The 21,588-nt window shown below is 58.7% G+C and carries 18 protein-coding genes and 1 pseudogene; 15 read left to right on the top strand and 4 right to left on the bottom strand.

The features are described from left to right. Window positions 1-99: 99 nt before the first annotated feature. The 5 genes and pseudogenes from NKI66_RS19715 to NKI66_RS19695 all read left to right on the top strand — a co-directional run bounded on the left by NKI66_RS19715 (window position 100) and on the right by NKI66_RS19695 (window position 8,053). Window positions 100-1,515 (top strand): mannose-1-phosphate guanylyltransferase/mannose-6-phosphate isomerase, encoded by a 1,416-nt coding sequence (locus NKI66_RS19715; RefSeq protein WP_352546091.1) that lies wholly within the window; start codon window positions 100-102, stop codon window positions 1,513-1,515. A 375-nt stretch (window positions 1,516-1,890) separates the two neighbouring features. Next, window positions 1,891-2,289, top strand: a pseudogene (locus tag NKI66_RS19710) (IS30 family transposase); the annotation flags it as partial. 404 nt (window positions 2,290-2,693) lie between these two features. Beyond that, window positions 2,694-3,506 carry a Hachiman antiphage defense system protein HamA gene (locus NKI66_RS19705; RefSeq protein ID WP_031245459.1) on the top strand — a complete coding sequence of 271 codons (813 nt, stop codon included), beginning with the start codon at window positions 2,694-2,696 and terminating at the stop codon, window positions 3,504-3,506. Beyond that, window positions 3,472-6,621 carry a DEAD/DEAH box helicase gene (locus tag NKI66_RS19700; RefSeq protein ID WP_352752653.1) on the top strand — a complete coding sequence of 1,050 codons (3,150 nt, stop codon included), beginning with the start codon at window positions 3,472-3,474 and terminating at the stop codon, window positions 6,619-6,621. The genes NKI66_RS19705 and NKI66_RS19700 overlap by 35 nt, the downstream gene beginning before the upstream one ends. A 388-nt stretch (window positions 6,622-7,009) precedes the next feature. Beyond that, a complete protein-coding gene (locus NKI66_RS19695; protein WP_352752651.1) occupies window positions 7,010-8,053 on the top strand; it encodes a hypothetical protein in 1,044 nt (347 codons plus the stop codon). 113 nt (window positions 8,054-8,166) lie between these two features. On the opposite strand, the gene NKI66_RS19690 is transcribed toward NKI66_RS19695, so the two are convergent. From NKI66_RS19690 to NKI66_RS19680, 3 genes are all read right to left on the bottom strand, one after another. Beyond that, window positions 8,167-8,709, bottom strand: a complete 543-nt coding sequence (locus NKI66_RS19690) for an SLATT domain-containing protein (RefSeq protein WP_280940649.1) — start codon at window positions 8,707-8,709, stop codon at window positions 8,167-8,169. 25 nt (window positions 8,710-8,734) lie between these two features. After that, window positions 8,735-9,616, bottom strand: a complete 882-nt coding sequence (locus NKI66_RS19685; RefSeq protein ID WP_352752649.1) for an SMODS domain-containing nucleotidyltransferase — start codon at window positions 9,614-9,616, stop codon at window positions 8,735-8,737. 354 nt (window positions 9,617-9,970) lie between these two features. Further along, window positions 9,971-10,483 (bottom strand): hypothetical protein, encoded by a 513-nt coding sequence (locus NKI66_RS19680; RefSeq protein WP_031245463.1) that lies wholly within the window; start codon window positions 10,481-10,483, stop codon window positions 9,971-9,973. Window positions 10,484-10,884: 401 nt separating this feature from the next. Between NKI66_RS19680 and NKI66_RS19675 the strand changes: the two genes are divergently transcribed. Both NKI66_RS19675 and NKI66_RS19670 read left to right on the top strand, forming a co-directional pair. Next, window positions 10,885-11,586 carry a Crp/Fnr family transcriptional regulator gene (locus tag NKI66_RS19675; protein ID WP_352752646.1) on the top strand — a complete coding sequence of 234 codons (702 nt, stop codon included), beginning with the start codon at window positions 10,885-10,887 and terminating at the stop codon, window positions 11,584-11,586. Window positions 11,587-11,670: 84 nt separating this feature from the next. Next, window positions 11,671-11,916, top strand: a complete 246-nt coding sequence (locus NKI66_RS19670; protein WP_023750593.1) for a hypothetical protein — start codon at window positions 11,671-11,673, stop codon at window positions 11,914-11,916. Between the two features lie 289 nt (window positions 11,917-12,205). Here NKI66_RS19670 and NKI66_RS19665 read toward each other — a convergent pair whose 3' ends face one another. Further along, complete coding sequence (locus tag NKI66_RS19665; protein ID WP_352695798.1) at window positions 12,206-12,649, bottom strand: hypothetical protein; 444 nt, start codon at window positions 12,647-12,649, stop codon at window positions 12,206-12,208. Window positions 12,650-12,837: 188 nt separating this feature from the next. Between NKI66_RS19665 and NKI66_RS19660 the strand changes: the two genes are divergently transcribed. From NKI66_RS19660 to NKI66_RS19625, 8 genes are all read left to right on the top strand, one after another. Next, window positions 12,838-13,695: a hypothetical protein gene (locus tag NKI66_RS19660; protein WP_352752644.1), complete on the top strand. Its 858-nt coding sequence runs from the start codon at window positions 12,838-12,840 to the stop codon at window positions 13,693-13,695. Window positions 13,696-14,004: 309 nt separating this feature from the next. Continuing rightward, on the top strand, window positions 14,005-14,241 hold the full coding sequence (locus NKI66_RS19655; RefSeq protein WP_023750596.1) for a multiubiquitin domain-containing protein: 237 nt from the start codon (window positions 14,005-14,007) through the stop codon (window positions 14,239-14,241). Beyond that, window positions 14,241-14,618 (top strand): E2/UBC family protein, encoded by a 378-nt coding sequence (locus tag NKI66_RS19650; protein WP_031245464.1) that lies wholly within the window; start codon window positions 14,241-14,243, stop codon window positions 14,616-14,618. The genes NKI66_RS19655 and NKI66_RS19650 overlap by 1 nt, the downstream gene beginning before the upstream one ends. After that, the gene (locus tag NKI66_RS19645) at window positions 14,615-15,970 is read left to right on the top strand and encodes a ThiF family adenylyltransferase (protein WP_031245465.1); all 1,356 of its coding nucleotides are present in this window, start codon (window positions 14,615-14,617) and stop codon (window positions 15,968-15,970) included. Before NKI66_RS19650 ends, NKI66_RS19645 begins: the two co-directional genes overlap by 4 nt. Before the next feature lie 10 nt (window positions 15,971-15,980). Next, on the top strand, window positions 15,981-17,462 hold the full coding sequence (locus NKI66_RS19640; protein WP_156936516.1) for a phosphotransferase: 1,482 nt from the start codon (window positions 15,981-15,983) through the stop codon (window positions 17,460-17,462). 18 nt (window positions 17,463-17,480) lie between these two features. Continuing rightward, window positions 17,481-18,002: a ubiquitination-like system serine protease family protein gene (locus NKI66_RS19635; protein WP_156936517.1), complete on the top strand. Its 522-nt coding sequence runs from the start codon at window positions 17,481-17,483 to the stop codon at window positions 18,000-18,002. A 6-nt stretch (window positions 18,003-18,008) separates the two neighbouring features. Beyond that, window positions 18,009-19,103: a hypothetical protein gene (locus tag NKI66_RS19630; RefSeq protein ID WP_352609749.1), complete on the top strand. Its 1,095-nt coding sequence runs from the start codon at window positions 18,009-18,011 to the stop codon at window positions 19,101-19,103. A gap of 411 nt (window positions 19,104-19,514) precedes the next feature. Further along, window positions 19,515-21,545 (top strand): conjugal transfer protein TraG, encoded by a 2,031-nt coding sequence (locus NKI66_RS19625; RefSeq protein ID WP_352752641.1) that lies wholly within the window; start codon window positions 19,515-19,517, stop codon window positions 21,543-21,545. The last annotated feature ends 43 nt before the right edge of the window (window positions 21,546-21,588 follow it).

The raw sequence follows: 21,588 nt of genomic DNA, 5'->3' as shown, positions 1-21,588 counted from the left end.
TTACGCGGGGGCCGCAGACAAGCCAGAGCGACGGCGATCGTGACGCTGACGCTCGAAAGAACGCGGGCGATCACTCCAGAGACGAAATTGAGGTTGGTTATGAAAGTCATTCCCGTGATCATCAGCGGCGGAGCCGGATCGCGGCTATGGCCCGCCTCAAGGCAATCGCACCCCAAACCTTTCCTCAAAGTGGCGGATGGATATTCTCTCATTCAGCAGACTGTGCTGCGCGCCGCTTCGATAGAAGGTGTCGTGGAACTCGTCGCTGTTACATCCGGGGACCACCTCTTCCTGGCCAAGGACGAATTTGACGAACTGGATTCCGTGGTCCTGCCACGCACCTTTCTGCTCGAGCCCGAAGCTCGGGATACGGCCGCCGCCGTGGCTGCAGCCGCGATCCATGCGAGGGCAACGCAAGGCCCTGACGCGATCCTGTGCGTCTTCCCGGCCGATCACCTGATTAGCAACCTGCCTGCGTTTTTAGACGTGATGGGCCTGGCCATGGAACATGCGAAGCTCGGGCGGATCGCCACATTGGGCATCACCCCAACCAGACCGGACACCGCATTCGGCTACATCGAAGCAGATGGTGAGAACGTCGTCCGTTTCGTTGAAAAACCGGATCTGGAGACAGCCAAAGCCTATGTCGCGTCTCAACGCTTCTTCTGGAACGCCGGCATCTTCTGCTTCAGTGCGCAAACCATGCTCGACGAGATGGCTTTGCATTGTCCCGAGGTGCTCCAGGCCGTCGCCGACAGCTATGAGAACGGCCGCGCCAGTCAATGCCAAGGCTTTGCCAAAATCGAACTCGCGCCTGAGCATTTCGGTTCCGCGCCGCGAATCTCGCTCGACCACGCTGTCATGGAGAAGACTAACAGACTTGCCGTGATTCCCTGCGACATGGATTGGAACGACATCGGATCTTGGAACGCAATGGCCGATTTGATCGCCCCCGACGAAAGCGGGAACAGGATACGCGGCGATGTGCACATGGTCGACACGACCGGCACCTATGTGAGCTCAGACAAGCGCGTCATCGGCACGGTGGGCGTAAGCGATCTGGTGATCGTGGATTCCCCGGACGCTTTGCTTGTCACATCCCGCGACCGCGTTCAGGACGTTAAGAAGCTCTTCGAGGGCCTCAAGGCTTCGGGACATGAAGCTCATCTGGTCCATAGCACGGTACACCGGCCCTGGGGTACCTATACGGTTCTGGAGGAAGGCGAGCGCTTCAAGATCAAACGCATCGAGGTGAAGCCCGGTCGCCAGTTGAGCCTGCAGATGCACTATCATCGTTCGGAGCACTGGGTCGTGGTCAGCGGCTCCGCCAAAATCGTCAATGGCGAGCAGGAGTTGTTCCTGGGGACAAACGAATCTACTTACATCCCCTGCGGCCATAAGCATCGGCTCGAAAACCCAGGCAGAATTGACCTGGTTATCATTGAAGTGCAGAGCGGCGATTATCTCGCCGAGGATGATATCGTTCGCTTCGACGACGAATATGGTCGAACGTAGATAACAGTACAAAAAACGTTAAACGGCGAGCCGTCGCTCAAGGATCTCTGTCGTGGGTTCTGGGCCTGACATTGACAAGCAGCGGGCCGAGCGTGTCATAGTATCCGCCCCGCACTCTCATCAGGCACTCGATCGTGGTCGAAAACATCGGTGAGCGCTTGACAGCGCGCCGTCCGCGGTAACGAAGACTTCAGATCTTTTTGGGCGGACCCGTTGCTCAGCTGTTCAACGGCACAGCCGTATTTCAGCCTGTAGGCGGAAATGAAATCCTCATCGCTGCAGATGCAGCGGCCGCTGGAATCTTTGGCTTTCGGATCATGGAGGTGAGAACCAAGGGGGCGTGAGGGGCTGGCCAACAAACGCGGCGAGCGGCTCACCCTCGTCGAGCGACACAGCCGATTCACGATGCTTGTAAAGGTGGCGAGGAGGGACTCGGCCACCGTCGTGGCGGCCCTCGCCCAAACGATCGGCACATTGCCCGAAGAGTTGCGGCGCTCGCTAACGTGGGACCAGGGTAAGGAGATGGCTCGGCACAAGAGCTTCACCGTTGCAACCGATCTACAGGTCTACTTCTGCGATCCGCGAAGTCCCTGGCAGCGCGGCAGCAACGAAAATACCAACGGTCTGCTCAGGCAGTACTTCCCGAGAGACACCAACTCTCCCATGTCTCGCAGGCCCAACTCAACGCCGTCGCCCTGCGGCTCAATCAGCGACCCCCGAAAAACCCTGGACTTCGAAACGCTGGCCTATAGGCTACAGAAGGTGCTGCGATGACCGGTTGAACCCACCGCCCCATTCTGGTCGTTCAGCCATAAGCCGCAGGGCGCCAGAAGCGGACTCTATCAACGGCAAGGAGCCCGCAGAATCTGCGCAACTGTTCCTCTCAGAGACATCTCGGAACTTTCGGTTGATTGCGAAGCAAAATTGACCCCTGGCACCGAAGGTGGCGCATGCTTTCTGGGAGATGGCGAATGCGATGTACGTAGCGGGTGTCCGCCAGAAGTCGACAACGTATCTCAGAGGATTAGAGGCAAGCGCGGTTCGAAGACTACCTGCCCTTCTGAACTCGGTCTTTGCCGAGCGCCTTGGTCCACATGTCATGACTACAACATGTCCATCTTTAGGCGGTTTCGGACCTCGGTCGTGCATGCTAGAGGCTGTGATGATTTGGGGGAATCATGGCGGCACCTGCGCACATCGGCTGGCTAAAGAAGACGGCGACCAATGTTGCCACGACCGAAGGCGTCGAGGTCGAGGTCTGGGATCTGGAACACCAGCCAGACGACGCAGTGCTATCGTCGTGGGCCAAGCATTTCAGGCAGCACTACTGCAAGGACGAAGAGTTACCGGACTTTATCGAGGGCACGGGGCACACGCCAGCCACCTATCTCGCGACAGTGAAGTTTCCAGACCCAGTCCATCCTCCTGGACCGGGTACACGCTCGGGTGACTTCGGCGAAATCCTGCTTGCCGACTTCGCGGAGTACATCTTGGGTTATTGGTGCCCCCGGGAGGGTAGATACGAGAACCGCGACAACCGGAACGTTCCGTCGAACGGCTGCGACGTGGTCGCATTTAAGTTCCATGGCGACGATCCTGTTCACCCGAAGGACGAGCTTCTTCTCATTGAGTCGAAGGCGGGCTTAAAGGCAAAGAAACAGAACCGGTTGCAGAACGCGGTTGAGGATTCCATCAAGGACATCACACGCGAGGCGATGTCCCTGAACGCCATCAAACAACGTCTCCTGCGCACCGACCGGCTGGCGGCCAAACGTGTGCAGCGCTTCCAGAACCAAAACGATCGCCCGTTCAAACGCGTGAACGCCGCCGGAGCCGTGCTCGATCAAGACGTATTCGACAGCGTCGATTTCACGACGACGCTCGCCAAGCATCATCCCAACTTCAAAAACCTGAAGCTTCTCATCATCCGGGGCACGTCGATGATGAACCTGGTACATGCCCTTTACGATCGAGCCGCTAATGAGGCCTAAGAACAACTCGATCCAACTGCTGGCTTCCGTCAGGTCCCGGGCCAAGATGCACGAGTTCAGGGCAGCGGAAGCCGACTACAACGAGTTCACGCGCGCGCCGGACTCGCTGGTGGTGCTAGCGATCGGAATATTGGGCGATTCCGCGGCGGCGCTTGCGGACCGGTTCATCACTTCCGACACAGAGAGCGCCATGCCAAGGTCCTGGGATGAACCGGATGGATCGATCCGGGACATGGTTCACTTCTCCGCCCGGTATTTCGACGCTTTCTTGGAATCAAGGCTGGACGAGGATCTGACCAACGAGTTCTCCCTGCTGTGCGCCACCTCCTACTATCTGTCCGACAGTATCGGCAGTGCGGCGGTCGTGATGAAGAGGACAGAATCTCCAGCCCTCGAGTTGGGGCATGGTCTCGCCTTTCTGGCCTATCGGATTCTGAAAGGGCTTTTCGCGCCGGTCGAGGAGTCGTTCGCGCACCATTTGTTCGCCAATAGAATGTTAGCCGCTCTCCGGGCGTTTTACGCCCTGCAGGGCGGAGCCGAGGAAATTCGTCTCCTCTGCGAGGAACTCAAGGCGCATGCTTATTTGGCCGGGTCGGCCCGGGAGCTGCTCTACGCCGACGTGGTGATAGCGCTTGTCTCCCGCAAACTGGACGGAGCGGCCAGGACGCTTCTGCCCCCGAGTTCGGGCCTTGATTTGGCCGATTGGGCACCGGCCTTGAGGAAAGGATCGTTCCCAACGGAGCTCTGGCCAGCCCAGAGACTGCTTTGCGAACAGGGAATTTTGAGCGGACGTTCCGCGGTGATCCAGATGCCAACGTCGGCCGGCAAAACCCGCGCCACCGAGTTCTTGATCCGCGCCCATTTCCTAGCACAGCGATCGTCCCTGGTCGTCATTGTGGGTCCATTCAGGTCACTGTGCCACGATATCCGTTCGGATCTGGTGCGCTCATTCGCCGGCGAAGATGTCCTGATTAACGAGATCTCGGATTCGTACCTTTTCGACATCGATCTCGCGGGAGCGCGAAGACAGAATTCGGTGTTCGTGGTGACACCCGAAAAGCTCCTTTACATGCTTCGGCGTAAGCCCGAATTCGCCGAAGAGGTCGGATTGGTCGTTTATGATGAAGGACATCAGTTCGACGGACTGACCCGTGGGCCAACATATGAACTTCTGCTAGCGTCCATGCGCATCTCGCTGCCTACGAACGCCCAGGTCGTATTGATCTCTGCCGTCATCGGGAACGCGGCCGAGATTGCCGGTTGGCTCGTCGGCGACGAGACCGCGGTGGTGTCGGGATCGGGATTGCTGCCGACGGCTAGGAACATCGCCTTCGCCAGCTGGCAGTTCGAGCGGGCCTGGTTGCGCTACGTCAGCCCGGCCGATCCGAACGCGGATGAATTCTTCGTGCCCCGCATCGTTGAGTCCAAAGTACTGGCCAAAAAGGGTCGCGAACTGAAGGTGAAACGTTTCCCCGAACGCGGCACCACCAGAAGCAACACCGACATAGGCCTCTTTCTCGGTCAGCATCTCGCCGCAAACGGCAGCGTGGCCATTTTCTGCGGGAAGAAGGAGAGCGTCGGCACGGTCTGCGACCGCGCCGTCGAAATTGCAGGGCGCGGCTTGGAGCTCGATTGGCCGGCGGCTTGCTCCGACGAAAACGAGATCCGCAAGATTGCCGATCTATGCCAAACTCACCTCGGAGATGGTCGAGTATCCAAAGCTGCGAAGCTCGGGATCCTGTCGCACCACGCCAACACGCCGCCGGGCCTGCGGCTGTCGATCGAACATGCTATGAAGGCGGGTCTGGCTCGTATGGTAGTCTGCACCTCCACCTTAGCGCAGGGCGTAAATTTCCCGATCCGCTACTTGGTGGTGACGTCCACCCAGCAGGGCAAAGAAGAGATAGCGGTGCGCGACTTCCACAACCTGATGGGTCGTGCGGGCCGGGCAGGCATGTATACCGAAGGCAACGTGATCTTTTCCGCGCCATCGCTCTACGACGATAAAAAGAAAGACGGCCGATGGCGTTGGTCGAAGACCACCAGGCTGCTGGATGCGGATAATTCGGAACCGTCGGCGAGCAGCATTCTCAAGCTTTTCGTCAGCTTCGAGCAGAAGGTAAAAGGAAAGCCGACCATCACATTGGATCTGCCGACGGAATGGCTCGATCTCACATTCGCTACCAAGCAGACCATCGCGGCGTATACCGCCGCCGCGGTGAGCGAGCGCCCCGGGCTAATAGGGAAGGACTTCAGCAGGTTTCTTTCCGACCGGGCGCGCGCGGTGCAAAGCATAGCATCGTATCTACTGTCCTACGTTGATTTCGAGAGTGACCTTGCCGAGGAGCGTGTGGAGGAACTGGCGCGGAGCACCCTAGCATATCATCTCTCCGACGACGATCTGAGGGTCAAGGTCCTGGCCGTTTTTCAGGCGGCCGCCAAAGCCGTCCAACAAGGGACGGACCTCAGCCTGATCAAACTGGTCCGAAAGTCGCCGCTACCGCCGGCGGACGTCAAGGCTTTGGCGCAATGGATCGAGATGCATCTGGACCGGCTCGCGGCAATCGAAACCGAGGAAGAGCTGTTGACCGCGATTATGGAAAAGGCGGCACGGCACGCCCACGCACCGGTCTTGGCGGCGGTACCCGAGGCAATGCGGCCGGATTGCCTTGCCGACTGGATCGCCGGCAGGATCTACTACGAAATCCGAGCGCGGCTGACAGCCGCCCATGTCAAGTTCGGTAACGCGAGAGCGACTTCGGAGCACGTCGTCCACCTGTGCGAAAGCGGTTACGCGTACGACCTGTCGATGGTCGTTGCTGCATTGGCCGATCTCGTTGAGGAGCGATCCGAAGATCTGCATGCGCGGCTGGTGACCGTCCAGAAAAAGATCAAGTACGGTCTGTCCAGTGACGCGGCTATTGCGTTCCAAGAGGCTGGATTCGCCGACAGAGTGGTGGCCCAGGCCCTTGGCGACGCGTTCCCGGTCATCGATGGCTATCGCGACGTGGTCACAGCATGTCGGACGCAGCGAGAATTGGTACTGGCCACTATTGAACCGTTCCCAAGATACTTCGAGGAGGTCGCGCTCGAGCTCTCGTCCGGCTATGACTGAAACAGGCCTGCCAATCTACGGGATTGCGAGGAAAGTACCTCGAACAGCGGCAATGGGGTCGGTGGCCGAATGGCAGCTATCCGCTCGACGCGTATCAAGACCGGACAGTCCGGTCACGGCCCCAAAGCTGCCAGGCGGGAACGCGCCTGACTTCGGCCGTTGAGCCGGCCTTAAGGTTTGTCCCAAAGCCGCCGTTGAAGCTGATATTTTCGCTAGCGGTCGCTCCTGTTCGTCTGAACAAACCAAACCGTTGCCACCAGCGATCGAGGTGTGTCCCGATGAGTGGGACACTAGGTGGTAGCCGCAGTATAATATGCCTCGTCTTTTCCCGGTGGATGGTTTGCCACTGCTAGTGTCGCATTACGGCGCGTTCCCGTAGGATCGGTACATGTCCGCGAAACCTGAAGACGCCGAAATCACGTTGCCGCCGCAAACCGCACCGGCGGACCTTTCGTTCGCGATGCGGGCGTTCGCTGACATAGAGGACGCCAACCGCATCGCCCACAACCTCGCGAGCTACATCCGCTTCATAAGCTCGGTAATCAATTTAGAGCGGCTTGACGGCGTGACTGTCGCTTATGATTACGATGCCGCGCTCGCCGAACTCGACCGAGGCGTCGAAGGCTTACGAACGCTCGCCCGGTCTAACGATGACCAGCTTGTCGGCGTCGCAATGTCGCCGGCCGTCCTGCGCGACGGCAAGGTCAAGGTTCACCTCGTTTTCAGCGGCGCGTACATCGAGAGTATCGGTGCGACCCCCGAAAAGGACGACGCGCGAGCTCAGTCGGGTATGCAACAGGCCATTTATCTGATCGCCCACGAATGCGCGCACGTGCAAGTGACGACCGAGAAGGATAAAGCATTTCCCGGCAATATCCTCCAGAAGCAGGTCAGCTCCTACGAGGAGCAGATATTCACCCAGATCAACGAGGCCTGCTGGGACGAATATGCGGCCTGCCGCTTGAGCGCGCCGTTCGGCTCGGGGCACCTGGCTTATTACGAAGAAGGGTTGCGCGGCGTGGCAGGCGTCGCTCGACAGAAGGCCGCTGCCGCGCGCGACGGTTTCTGGAAACATCGTGATCTCAACCGGATCGTCGGAGAACTTGGAGCGCCGATTTCGGAGCCTCTCCGAATGGCGGCCTACACGTTTGGGCATATTGACGGCAGCAATGGCGAGGCGGAGATCAGCGAGGAGACCCGACAGGCGATCGATGAGGCCGGCTACACCGAGGCAATCGAGGAACTGGTCGCTCAGCTCCGGAAACTCTGGAATGAGCGCGGCGAATGGATGTTTCCGAGCGAGTTCGACGTACTCGGCGATGTCGCCCGCGGCCTATTCTACGAGGAAGGACTCCTGATCACCCCGAACGGCGAGGGGGCAAACATTCAGGTGTGGGACCCTGCGATGTACGACGGTCCCGTCGCAGCCTAACGACCGGAGAAATTCCGCTCGCCTCCGGCGAGGGAGAAACTTGTTCCTCGTTTGCTCGTCATGGCTCCATCCTATTTGGAAGTTGGAGCCTCCGGCAAACCCGGCGCGGTCTACTAAGCCCTGCTCGACCGCCTTAACGTGGTGGGCAGCATGTCGTCGATTTCCTTGTCGGAGAACATGAGCTCCTCGTTATCCTTCAAGGAATCCTGTGCCTTCTTGTAGGCCTTCCCGTCCGTGAAGGGTGCCGCCCGATAGATTTCATGAAGGTTGGCCTGCAGCTCGTCGCGCTGCGTCCGAAGGCCGTCAATTGGCACTGCCGAATTGAGCGCGTCGGTTATCAGGCTGAGGTAAGATTCTCGTACATTCCATATGTCGGACGCAGTTTCCCTGTGTCGCTGCGCGAGAGCACCGGGGTCTAGGTCTTTCTGATAGGCGTTATAGATCAGGCTGAGAATGGCAAGAACGACGGTCGCGTATTCCGCATATTGCAAAAGCCCCGTCTCCGCCCTGAATACGGTCGTCACCGCGCCGCCGGCGATGAGCGCGGACAGGATGATGTTGAACCACTTCGCATACCATTGATGGTCGGCAAGCCGCTCCGCCATCTTCTCGTGAATCTTATGGGTGTAGGCGCAACGGCCGTAACACTCGCGCACTTGGCTCTCGATTTGGTACCGCGGGTCAGATTGGGAAGGTTGTGCCAAAGACGGTCCTCCATTTCGCGCGGCGCTGTGCGGCCTTGTCGTCGGTCTGCATGTTGCAGGCTTCGACGGCGATATTGTAATCCGTGAGCGCCTTCAACCAGAACACCCCCGTCTTATAGACGTAGGAACCGCTCCCCGGCATACGCCAGTAAGTTTTCTCTCGGTCGAGGTCGTAGAGATACTTTAGAAAATCCCGCGCCATGTAGTCATGATAGCCGTAGGATTTATCCCGATACTCCCACGTCTCGATGAACTGGTAGGCGAGCGCGTCGATGAGGGCTCCGGTCATCGGAACGCTATTTTGGTCTTTCCACACCCTCATCATGCGGCAGAGGGCTTTGAGGTTGCCATTAACGGCCGTATTGCGGGTCTGGACGGCAGTCATCTCTGCCCGGGGATTGCACTGCCGCCAGGTACCTCCCCCGTTAGAATCGGCAAAAGTCCAGGAACCGTCCGTGTTGTTGAAATAGGGAAGGATTTCGAACGTGATCCCGTCCGTGAAGGAGATGACGACAACCTGGCCGTCGCTGCCGACCTTGCTGGAGCCGTAGGTTTTGAGGAGGGAGTTTTTCACGGCCTGAAGAAGCGCGGACTGACCGTTGCCGTGATACGCGCTGTATTTGACGTATTCCGCATAGGGGAGCTGGAAGCCGATATCTAGGTCGCTGATTCCGCGCGCGGCTGTGTCGCGACCGTAAGAGCCAACATAGAGACTGTGGGCGGAGCTGGAATCGGTGTTCCAGAAGTCTGTATTAAGGCGCGTGATGATACGCCTGTACCGTTGTCCAATCGAGCTGATCAGGTCGGTGCCGATATTATAGTTATTCCGGAAGTTGTAGAACTCGTCTGATACGCCCATCCCCATCCACCTAGCTGTAGCTTCGTCGGTAGATGGCAATTTTATGCTTTCAGCGCAATAGCGTCGGTGTGCGTTCAACGGGAATATTAAGCGGCCGACATGACCCTATGCTCGCGGGCTGCGGCGAGAGTTGATCTCATTTGCTGCCTTTGAGAAACCCATCACCTGGGACGCCGCCGAATTGTTTGGGTTTAGTTCAACGAAAAGGGCAATGTTTTCCAGCTGAAAACCGGCGAGCCTCGCTGGACGCTCGATCTTGTCCGCCAGTTGGCCCTTCAACACCCGCTTGCCGTCCAATGCCGGAACGAGCGCGGCATCAACATCCGCGATGATCGAGGAGATATTTCGGTGAACTCAGAAATACCGAGCTTCAACTTCGCCTGTGCGTTGGCTTTTAGACCGGCGACGCCGCCGAGGTTTGGTAAGTGATGTCAATTTTTTCATTATTGCTACCGACAATTGCCTGGATCTGTTTTGCCGTTGTGAGCGTCCGGCTTCGAGTTCGGCGAGAACCTCATCCACGTGCTCTGGGGAACTAGCCAAGTGGCCCATGGCGGTGGCGGACATGCGCGCTTCTACAAGCCGCGTCTTATGGTCCTTGAGAACGGTCGCTATCTTCATCAGGCTGAAAAGGTGCTGACGACTGTATCGCGACACCGAGATGGCCCATTTTCCGAACATTCGGTCGGGGATAAGAGCTGCAGCGATGTTCAGTTGATCGCCGAGATCGAAGGTTTCTTCCGTCGTTCTTCGGCCTAGCAGCATGATCTCGGCCTCACACTTTCTTATGGCTCTGAGCTCGGCAGACCCCAGCCCGAGTTCGGAATGGTCGAATGTCGGTACGTTCTTTCGCGGCGCTTTCTTCATCGTTGAACCTTCAGGCTTCGTCGAGCACCTCATGGCTAGCTTGCGGCCACAATCCTCATGCCGCCGGCTAGTTGCCGTGCGCTATGGCTATGGCGCCGCAACGGCGACGTCAAGCCGGCGCATGTAGCTAAGTCATTGTCAACAATATGCATTCTTCAGGTCCATCTGCTTGGACAATGTCAGGCTCTTCAGCAGCCGACTGTTGACACAGGATTCGAATCCTTGAGAGCCCCCGCCGCGTCAGGCTTCATAGGATTGGTCCGCGCGGGGGTGCCGGCGCAATACGCCGACGGATTCTTTGCCAATCGCGCACTTGAAGCCTATGCTCGCTGAATCGGCCGCCCCCTTCGGACGCAGCCGACAGTAAGAGGTACGTGCTCTTGCCCGTCAGGGAGAGAGCCATGCCCAAATCCCTTCTTCGCAACCATGTATTGAAAACCCTCTCCTCAGAGGATTTCGCGCGATTGCAGCCATCAATGCATCACGTCGAACTGGGCATCAAAGCCCAGCTTGAGGTCTCATATCAGCCGATCGAGCGTGTGTATTTTCCAGAGACGGGCATCGCGTCGGTGGTCGCCACGATGACCGGTGGTCGGCAAAGCGAAGCCGGCATCGTCGGCCGCGACGGCATGACAGGGGTTGCCGTCCTGCTCGGCCAGGACAAGTCTCCCAATGAAACCTATATCCAGGTTGCAGGTAATGGCTGGATCCTCCCGGTTGAAGCTCTTCGCTCGGCGATTGCGGCAAGCCAGTCCCTTCGCGAGTCACTGCTTCGCTATGCCCACGCGTTCCTTATGCACTCGTCCCGGACGGCACTGGTCAACGGCCATTCGAAAATCGAGGAGCGGTTGGCCCGCTGGTTGTTGATGGTGCAAGACCGTGTCGAAGGGAATAGGATTTACCTGACGCATGAATTCCCGGCCACCATGCTTGGCGCCCGACGCCCCGGTGTCACCACCGCCCTGCAAATGCTTGAATATCGAGGGCTGGTTCACGCCAGGCGCGGCGAGATCACAATTGTCGACCGCGTTGGAATGAAGCAACTCACCCATGGTGCTTACGGCGAGGAGGAGCAAAGTCATTTCGGTCTGGCATCCGCCTGATTGTCCGGGATCGGACAAACCCTTGAAGGCCACCGAATTCCTGCTGTAAATCGTGTTGGTCAGGATTTCAGGGAGGAATTCTCGATGACCAACACTTTCCACACCGTTACGGTTGAAAGGGCCGCCGAAGCCTATGTTCTGTCCAGAGGCAGGTCCAACTTCCTCTCGATCGCACAGGCAATCCGCGCCATCCGAACACTCATGCCAGCATGCAGGGCTACCGACCGCGAGTTGGAGGAGTTGCTGGCAGCGGCATCCATCATTCACGGTGTGCCCGTAGCTTTCGATGCAAAAACAGCCGATGGCGTAGAACCACGGCTCCATTCGTAGGCCACATATGCCCGCGCTCGCGCTGGGGCCTACCTTGTCGGACGTTCGCCAAGCGATTGTCCGGCACTTGATCGGCAATGTCGGCAGGCCGTGCATTTCGATATCCGAGGTTAGCCACGCTGTAAGGGGAACATTTCCGCTTTGCGAACTCACGGATTGGGAACTTGGCGATCTCATTGCGCGAAGCGCGATCGACGCGGGATTTGCGATTGAGTTCGATGCGGCGGATCCCTAGGACGCCTGTCGAGGCTCAATAGCGGAACAGCCACTTTAGCCATGTGGCTCCCAATCACGGACGGTCAGGTTGCAGTCCGATGATGCCCGTCAGCAATGCGCCAAACCGAAGACTCGGCTTATGCCTACTCTCCGCGTCGTAGAGGTGAAAGCCCTCTACCTCTATTAGCACATCGTCCGATTGACTCGCCTGCGCGATATAAGTGGGCGTAAATCTTGTGACCACCGGCTTCGACGAGGAAATCGCTAGGTTGCTGATCTCTACGTTGAGGTCCTGGACTGTCTGCAGGCCTTCCTGAACATCGCCGTGAATCCATCGCTGGTTCTGGTTCACTAGGACACGCAGATCATCAAAGGCTTTCCGTTGCTGCGCGTCGAGCTGACCAAACGTCTTGTCGAGAGAATCGGCGAATTGAGCGACAAGGTCGCTGATTAGGGCCTGGGAAGAGAGGCGCGGGCCGTCTCTCCTCGGCAAGCCGCCGCAGGCGGGTTCCCTCATTCTTTGCTTTGCTTTGCTTTGTGTTGGTCGCCGCCGAATGGGCACTAGTGACCCCTGGGCCTCAACTTGGCAGGGTGTGGTTCTCAATCAGCAGCTAGAATAATTTTGTCTCACCAATATTATCTGTGGAAAGTCTAGTTGTACCATTTCATCTTCGTAGCAGGCGTGATCCCTGTGGAGGTGGGAAGATGGGGGAAATCATGAAAGTTTTCGTTCGGGGCTCGCTAGGAGTTTGCGTTGCTCTTTCGAGTTGCGCCAGCGTTCCGAAGTTGCCAACCGAAGTCGGTCTACTTCGCATCTCAGACATTGTCGACAACATCCGGTGCGACCTGAAAGACGGACGCGACGGGCGGCCCAAGGCAAAGCCTCCAATCGGGCCTGCTACCTTCCTGACCGACAAGGGAAAGTGGAATGCGGCAGTTGAACTGTCGCTGAATGTCGTAGCGACGGGCGGCGGAGACGGCAGTGCCGGAAACGAGGTACCCTACATTCCGCAGACAGGCACGTTTGCATTGGCGACAAACGCCACCGGAACCGCAGACAGGATGGTGGGCTACAAGTTCACCATAGGCTTGGGTCAAAAGGACGATATCAAGTGCGACACACCAACCGTCAACGAAAGGCGCGCGCACGGTTCTCGGCTTACCGGAAACCTGGGAATCGCGAACTGGCTTGCACAGGTCCAGGATTCTTACGCGGATACAAAGACGCCGCCAGATTCAGTTTCGTACGTGATGGGTTTTACGCTGGACGAAGGCGCGTCGGCGAGCGTGAAGATCATCACGATACCATTCGACACAGGGCAGGCCAGCCTGGGCATCGGCTGGAAAACTACGTGGAAGGACGTCAATAGAATCTCTATCGTGTTCGCTCCCAAGCCCGAAGAGAAGCCTAAAGCCGCGCCGGCGCCCGCGCGCGCGACCAAGCTGCCTGAAGGCCAGCACGAGAAGAATCCTCCTGCTCCGCCGCCGGTCGATCCTGCTGCCAAGGAGAAACTGCTAAACGACCTGAACTTGCTTCTGCTCCAGAAAAGCTTGGGTCAATAAGTGGGGCATTCGGGCTGAGGAACTGCAAAATTTACCCTCTAAGCTGCCGGTCCGCCGATTTGGGCACCGACCGGTGTCGGGCCGGCGTCCCACATTGGGCCGCATGGCTCGCAGTATCTGCAATAAGCCAAAGGATGAGAAACCCTCAGGTAGTTCCTATATCGGGATCACGAAGCGGTGCAGTCAGCGAGCAGGGGAAGGCGGCAATTCGTGCTTCTGCGGCGGTATGTTTCAAGGTAAGTAACGCTTGTACCTCAATTCCTTAGGGGGCGGGTTCTCGCGATCACACGCACATTTGCAGAGGAAACGATGGCTAAAGACGATCATCCGAAATTTTCCATCAATATCGATGGCGTACATTTTGAGGCGGCCAGTGAAAGCATGACCGGGGCTGAACTGAAACAGCTTGCCGGAAAAGATCAGCAATATCAGTTGTTCCTTGAGGGGCACGGCCATGACGCCGACCGGCAGATCGGCGACGGCGAGGGAGTCGCGCTGAAGAACGGCATGCACTTCTATACGGTTCCGCCTGCGACGTTTGGCTGATGTCCATCCTCGCCCGTCATTTCGAAGACTTCAATAAAAGATACCCCAATGCGACCCTTGAGGAGCAAGCGGGTGGGACGGCGGTCGTCAGTTTGCCGGCGGTGCGCCTTCCACCGGGGTGGAACAAGGCCGCGGTCGATGTGAAGTTCGTGGTTCCCGGCGGATATCCGCAGGCGGCACCTGACTGTTTTTGGACGGAGCCGGCTCTCGCGCTCGCTCACGGTGGAGCTCCGCAAAATACCGGCCAGCAGGCTACTCCAGGAATACCGTCAGAGTGGCTCTGGTTTTCCTGGCATCCTTCCACGTGGCAACCCAACAGCGATAACCTGCACACCTATTTGAACGTGATCCGGCGGCGACTCGGCGAGGCCAAATGAATCGGCTGGTCTTTGCCGCAGGCGGGTGGTCGGCGCTTCGCGACGACCTTCTTGCGCATTCCCCGATTGAGACAGCGGCTGCGCTGATCGTCGCGGGTGGCCGCTTCGATGGCGGCATGCGACTGGTTGTCCGGGACGTCATCCTCCCCGGCCCGGACGACTATATGACCCGTAGTTCGGTCGAGGCGACTTTGACGCCCGCGTTTCTTGCCAGTGTGCTCAAACGGGGGCGCCAGGACCGTGTCGGCGTTATTCTGGCTCATTCGCATCCGATGCAAGAGGAACTCGCCTTCTCGCGGGTCGACGATGCGTCGCAGAAGATTTTGGCGCCCGTCCAGCATTTTCGATGCCCATCCGGGCCGCATGGTTTCCTCGTCGCCGGGCCGACAGGGTTCCGGGGAAGATTATTTGATGCCGAGGGGGAAACCCTATTTACGATCGACCGCATCCAAGAAGTCGACCGCGATGTCCGCACATACGAAAGGGAATCCGGTATTCGCAATCAGGCGCCCCTGTCGGACGTGTTCGACCGCAATGTTCGGGCCTTCGGCCTTGAGGGTCAACGGATACTCAACGGCCTTACTGTCGCCATCGTCGGCGTCGGCGGCACCGGATCCGTGGTGGTTGAAGAACTCGCGCGGCTGGGTGTTGGCCGCTTCCTCCTGATAGACCCGGAGGAGGTGGAACCGACCAATCTCAACCGTCTGCTCGGAGCCACGCCGGGCGATGTTGGCCAGCCGAAGGTCTTGATAGCGCGCGCTGCCGTGCAACGTGCGCAAGGCGAGATGGCCGTTGAGGCGATCGCAGATACGGTCATAGATGAACCCGTAGCAAGAGCTTTGCTCGATAGCGATTTCGTGATGTGCTGCACAGACTCCCATGGCAGCCGGGCTGTCCTGAACCAAATGGCCTACCAGTATCGCCTTCCTATGATCGATGTCGGCGTACGTATCGACGCCCGCGATGAGATCGTCACGGCAATGTCGACTCGCGTGCAGATGCTCGCCGAGCCGCTCGCCTGCCTCAACTGCCATCCTCTTCTCAATCCCGTTTCCGTGCGCCGCGACCTTCTGACTGACGTTCGGTCTGATCCGTATTTTGTCGGCCATTTTGAACCGCAACCGGCCGTAATCTCTCTCAATGCCGCAACGTCTTCGATGGCTGTCTCAATGTTCCTATCGGCGGTCACCGGCTTTCCTGGCTCGGCACGCCACCTAGTCGGACGACCCATCGATGGGTCGGTGCGGCCCGTCAGTTCGGTACCGGACCCGAACTGCATCGTTTGTTCCCGGGGCAACGCGCTGGCCAAAGGAGATGGTTGGCCCATGATCTGGCGTCGTCATGAAGGCTGAGGAGCGCACAATGGTCCTGGTCGATGGCGGAACGGTCGACAGGCGGCCCTTTGACAGCCGACAACTCGCGCTCAAGAAGCTACAATCGCCCGCGGATCTTACCGACGGCAGCGCCCGTGCATTAATCGTGCTCGCCGGTGCGTTATCGTCGCAGACGGATCGACAAGATCTTGTTAAGCGCTTGCGTCTTCTCGCCGCTCCTGCCGCAGCGCGGGGCGTTTTCATCGTTGTCGTGGCGAAGTCGGGCGACGAGGCGAGCGCAATGGCTGTCGCGAGGTCAGGTGCAGGTCAGCTGGCGCAGTGGGCCCAGCCTCCCGGAGTCGTGTTGCAGCAACTGGTCGTGCTCGCGGATTCTCATGGGGATCGGATCGCGGAACTCTGTGCTCGCTGCCGTTGCGGGCCGTCGAGCAATGACAGTCTTGCGATCCGCAGCAAGAACGGTGCCCCGCTACTAGAACCATTGTCGCTCGAGCTCGAGTTGCTATTCCGACGTGCTTTTCACGACTACCCGGCGATACACATTTCTAAGGAGAATGGCGGCAAATCCTCAGCGTCCGTGTGGAAGGTCGAAACACAGGGTCTGGAGCAGCACACGCCATTCATCGTCAAATCGGGCGGCGCAGCGGAGATGGAGGAGCATATCAAGACCTACAGGGATGTCGTCGCCGACCGAATTCCCTTTCGAGGATGCGCCCCTTTATGCCTGGAGCGATGCGTGTTGGGGGCCAGTTCACAGTTGGCTGTGTCCCGCTTCGTCGAACACGCTGTGCGCCTAGACTATGTCGTGCCGGAAAGGGACGTCAACGCCGTCGTCCAGGCAATCTATCAAACAGTGTTGGGCCGGTGGCGAGACCGGCCCGAAAAGAAGAAGCTCGATTTGCTTCCGGAGTTCCTGCCCGTGATAAGGCAGGAGCAATACCTGAAGGGGCTCGAACGCACCTACAAAGACCTCAGCCATGCCGGTTACGGAGGCCCTTCGCCGCATGATTTGTTTGACCGCCTCGCCAACTTGCCGGTAGAGGACCACTTGATGTGCCGGGCCCATGACGATCTCAATCTGCGCAACGTGTTCGTATGCGGCCAGGACGCCGAGGCGGTTCTGATCGATTTCACACGAGCGGCCAAGCGCCCGCTTTCGCACGACGTTGCGCGCTTGGAGTTGGGCCTTGGCTTCGATCCCGACCTGCAGGCAACTCAACGGATTCCGACCGATGTGCTCGAAGATTTCTATAGCGGTAACCTGTTCGCTGTCTCGCTCGAACATCTTCTCAAGGGCAAGGCCGCATCCCATCGGCTCAATGCGATCACGGCCTTGCGCTCGACAATCCTCGATGAGGGGCAGGTCCACTCCGTCGACCTGCGACGGGAATATACAATAGCGATCTGCGTAGGGCTGCTTTATTATGCGAAAGCCAAGAACGGGGACGCCAGCACTGCCTACCAGTGCGCCGGCAACCTTCTCGAACGTGTAACAAACCCCTCGCTTTGGTAAGGGTCTGGAGTTCCATTGTTGCTCAGGAAATCGTACGCGGTCCATTTCAAAGGCTCGGTTGAACGCCAGTCTGAGGCCATCAACTTGGTCGAACGGCCGGGCGACGTCGTGCTGGTGGAACGTGGCGTCCCGCGTGCCTTCGTAATGAAGTGCCCTGATGGTTGCGGAGACGTGTTAACAGTCAATCTCGATCGTCGTGCCGGGCCTGCTTGGCGTTTCTACCGGCGCGAAGATGGCTTGACTTTGTTCCCCTCGGTCTGGAGGGACACCGGCTGCGGCGCCCATTTCATCGTCTGGGACGACACTATACACTGGACCAACGACAAATGGTCTCTTCGGCGCAATCCATCCCTTGAAGCCGTCGTGGAAGCTGTCCTGACCAACGAGTTGGTGAGCTTCGTCGACATAGCTGCAGTGCTCGACGAAGTGCCTTGGTCGGTTCTTGATGCGTGCCGGTCGCTTGTGGATGCTGGCAAAGCGATCGAAGAAACCAAGCAGAGGCAGGCAAGCTTCCGGCGGGCACCCGCGACGGCAGGCTGACGGACCATGGCCGACCAAGAGCCGACTGCTGTCGAAGATAAAAAGCCTGTGCAGGTGGCGCCCAAGCGCCGGGAAGCCGCTGAGACCGAGAGCAACGGCCACGCGGAGAGCACTGTATCAGAAGGGTTCATCACGGTCGCCGACCTGGCGCGCGGCCTCTACGACCATGAGGGGCACGAATCCTTGCGAGACCGTGGGCGGCGGCGGTATCACCCGTTTGCCTATGATTTCGACTCCACTCCGTTGAGTCTCGACGATCCGAGCGAGCACTGGGAGGAGAAAGTGAAGGCGCTCCATATCGAGAACCGCAACAAGGCGATTAAGAGGCTCAAGGCTGAGTACGGCGAACGCCGCCATGCGCAAGTGATCCAGGACACTAAGGACCTTGGCGCAAAGGCGTTCTCCATCGTCAGTTATCATAACCTGATGCATGAACAGGCGCGCCGCGCCTTTGTATCAGGGCTCTACTTCCCAGCCTTGGTCGCTGCGTGCGCCCTCGGCGAGCGCATCCTGAACCACCTCATCCTGGACCTTCGGGATTACTACAAAGCGTCGCCGCACTACCGCCGTGTCTATCGCAGCGAGTCTTTCGATGACTGGCGGTTCGCCGTACGCGTGCTGGAAGACTGGGGCGTGCTCTTGCCTGATGTGGGGATAGCTTTCATGGAGCTCGCGACGCTGCGCAACCGCTCGGTCCACTTTAATCCCGCGACCTACTCCACAATGCGGGAGGACGCTCTATCGGCATTGATAACGCTCGGCCGCATCATCCAACTGCAGTTTGGCGGGTTCGGCCGGCAACCATGGTTTATCGAAAACACGCCCGGCGCGCAGTTCATCAAGCGGACATACGAGGACGTTCCCTTCGTAAGGAGTTATATCGTGCCCTTGAGCGGATTTGTCGGCGTAGAGTACGGCATGGACCTCACGGAACAGGGTTGGCGTCATCTCGACTACCATGACTATGGCCCGGGTGATGTCGACGACTCCGAGTATGCGTGTCTCTACCGTGAGCGGGATCACAACAAAGTGGTTACGCGCGAGATGGTGGAGCGCGCTGCACGGGCGCAGACAACGGCCGCGGCCGAGGAAGGGGCGTAAAGCGCTCGTCCCGAAGGCTGCCGCGCCCGAGGTATAATCTCCACAGTGTCGGTTCCGCCGCGATTTGGCGCCTCGGAGTGGAGCCCGAAATCGCTGCGAATGCGCAGCGAAGCGAATTGATATTATTATGGGCAATGACCGTTATCGGGGTTTCGCTATTTACGAGCGGCCGAAAGGGCGTCGGTTCCTTATAGGCAGCTTTCTATCCAATCGCGGCCGAAACCGGACGGACCGCAGTCGGCCTAATACAAGTCATTCGCTCGTGCCTCCGCGATGACATTTCTTGGCGCCCCCAATCTTCTAAGCCTGCAACGTTCACTGCATCGCACGGGCGCGTATATTGGGTATCTTCAATATTCTGAAACGTCACGCCATCCTGCTTCCGTTTAACAAAACTCGGAGGCTGCGCCCATGACACCGACGAAGCTCCTTGTCGGTCAGATAGTCGTTGTGTTCGCCATCGTCATTCTCGGCGTATGGACAGCGACTCAATGGTGCGCCCAAACTTTAGATTATCAGCCGCAACTCGGACCCCCATGGTTTGTCGCAGCCGGATGGCCGATCTACAAGCCGTGGCAACTGTTCGAGTGGTGGTTCCATTTCGACGCATACGCGCCCGAGGTCTTCGACACGGCCGGGATGCTCGCGGCCACCACAGGCTTCATGGGCTGCGCGGCCGCCATCGCTGGCTCCCTCTGGCGTGCGCGGCAGAGGGGGCTGGTCACCACCTATGGTTCCTCACGATGGGCCGCGGTTCGGGAAATCGAGAAGGCAGGCCTGTTTCAGCCGACCGGCGTTTTCCTTGGCAAACTGAAGGATCACTATCTGCGCCATGACGGGCCGGAACACGTCATGGCCTTTGCGCCGACACGTTCGGGCAAGGGCGTCGGATTGGTCGTTCCAACTCTTCTTTCCTGGACCGGCTCGGCCGTCATTCACGACATCAAGGGCGAGAACTGGCAGCTGACCTCCGGCTGGCGGTCGATGTTCTCGTACTCCCTTTTGTTCAACCCGACTGATCCAAGGTCGGCGCGGTACAACCCGCTGCTGGAAGTGCGCAGGGGCTCAGATGAGGTCCGCGACGTTCAGAACATCGCGGACATTCTCGTCGATCCGGAAGGCGCGCTGGAGCGGCGGAATCATTGGGAGAAGACTAGTCATTCACTCTTGGTCGGGGCCATCTTGCACGTGCTCTACGCGGAAGAAGAAAAGACGCTCGCCCGCGTCGCCACTTTCCTGTCGGATCCGCAACGCTCGTTTGCCACGACACTGCTGCGGATGATGACCACCAACCACCTCGGCACGGCGGACAAACCTCGGGTCCATCCCGTCGTGGCCTCGGCGGCTCGCGAGGTGCTTAACAAATCAGAGAACGAGCGTTCTGGCGTTCTCTCGACCGCAATGTCGTTTCTCGGGCTCTATCGTGATCCGACGGTTGCCTCGGCAACATCGGCCTGCGACTGGCGCATTGCCGACCTCATGGATGCGGAACGACCGATGTCGCTCTATCTAGTGGTGCCGCCATCGGATATCTCGCGCACCAAGCCACTGGTGCGACTGGTGCTCAATCAGATCGGCAGGCGACTGACGGAGCGGCTGGAAGGTGACCCGAAGAAGAGCCGCAAGTACCAACTGCTAATGATGCTGGACGAATTTCCGGCTCTTGGCCGCCTCGACTTCTTCGAGACCGCGCTCGCCTTCATGGCGGGTTACGGCATCCGCGCCTATCTGATCGCGCAATCCTTGAACCAGATCTCCAAAGCCTATGGCGAGAACAACGCCATTCTCGACAATTGCCATGTGCGCATTGCCTTTTCCTCCAACGACGAGCGCACGGCCAAACGCATCTCGGATGCGCTCGGTACGGCGACGGAACTCAGGTCCATGCGCAACTACGCCGGCCACCGGCTGGCGCCCTGGCTCTCGCACGTCATGGTCAGTCGCCAGGAGACCGCTCGCCCGCTGCTGACGCCTGGCGAGGTGCTGCAGTTGCCGCAAGCTGACGAATTAATCCTTGTTTCGGGGTTGCCGCCGATCCGCGCCCAGAAGTTGCGTTATTATCAGGATCCGAATTTCACCGAACGGGTGCTGCCGGCGCCGGTGTTGCGCGACGGTCTGTACGCGGACTGTCCTGCGTCGCGCCCCGACGATTGGAGCGGACTAGTCCGCAGTGTTGACCGCCGTCTCGCTGCCGATGACGAAAACGCCGGCGAGGCAATCGAAGAAGAGGGCGGCGTGCAACAGCAGCGTCATCCAGGCCTGCCTGAAGAACACGTCGTCGTTTCTCAGGAGCCTGATCAAGACGACCTCTTCAATCTGGCGGACGATGACGCCGAGGCACTCGCAGACAAGCGCGTCATGGACCGGGTTTCCACCGCAGCCAGCGCCTACGGTATCAACGAGGGAAGGGGCGACGACAAGGACATCATCCCCGGCTTCTAAGCGCTTTCGCAGCTCAGGCGTAGCTCAGCGTAGATAACGCCCA

The sequence above is a fragment of the Mesorhizobium sp. M0518 genome (assembly GCF_040321125.1).
Lineage (GTDB): Bacteria > Pseudomonadota > Alphaproteobacteria > Rhizobiales > Rhizobiaceae > Mesorhizobium.
This window is presented reverse-complemented; position numbering and strand designations above follow the sequence as displayed.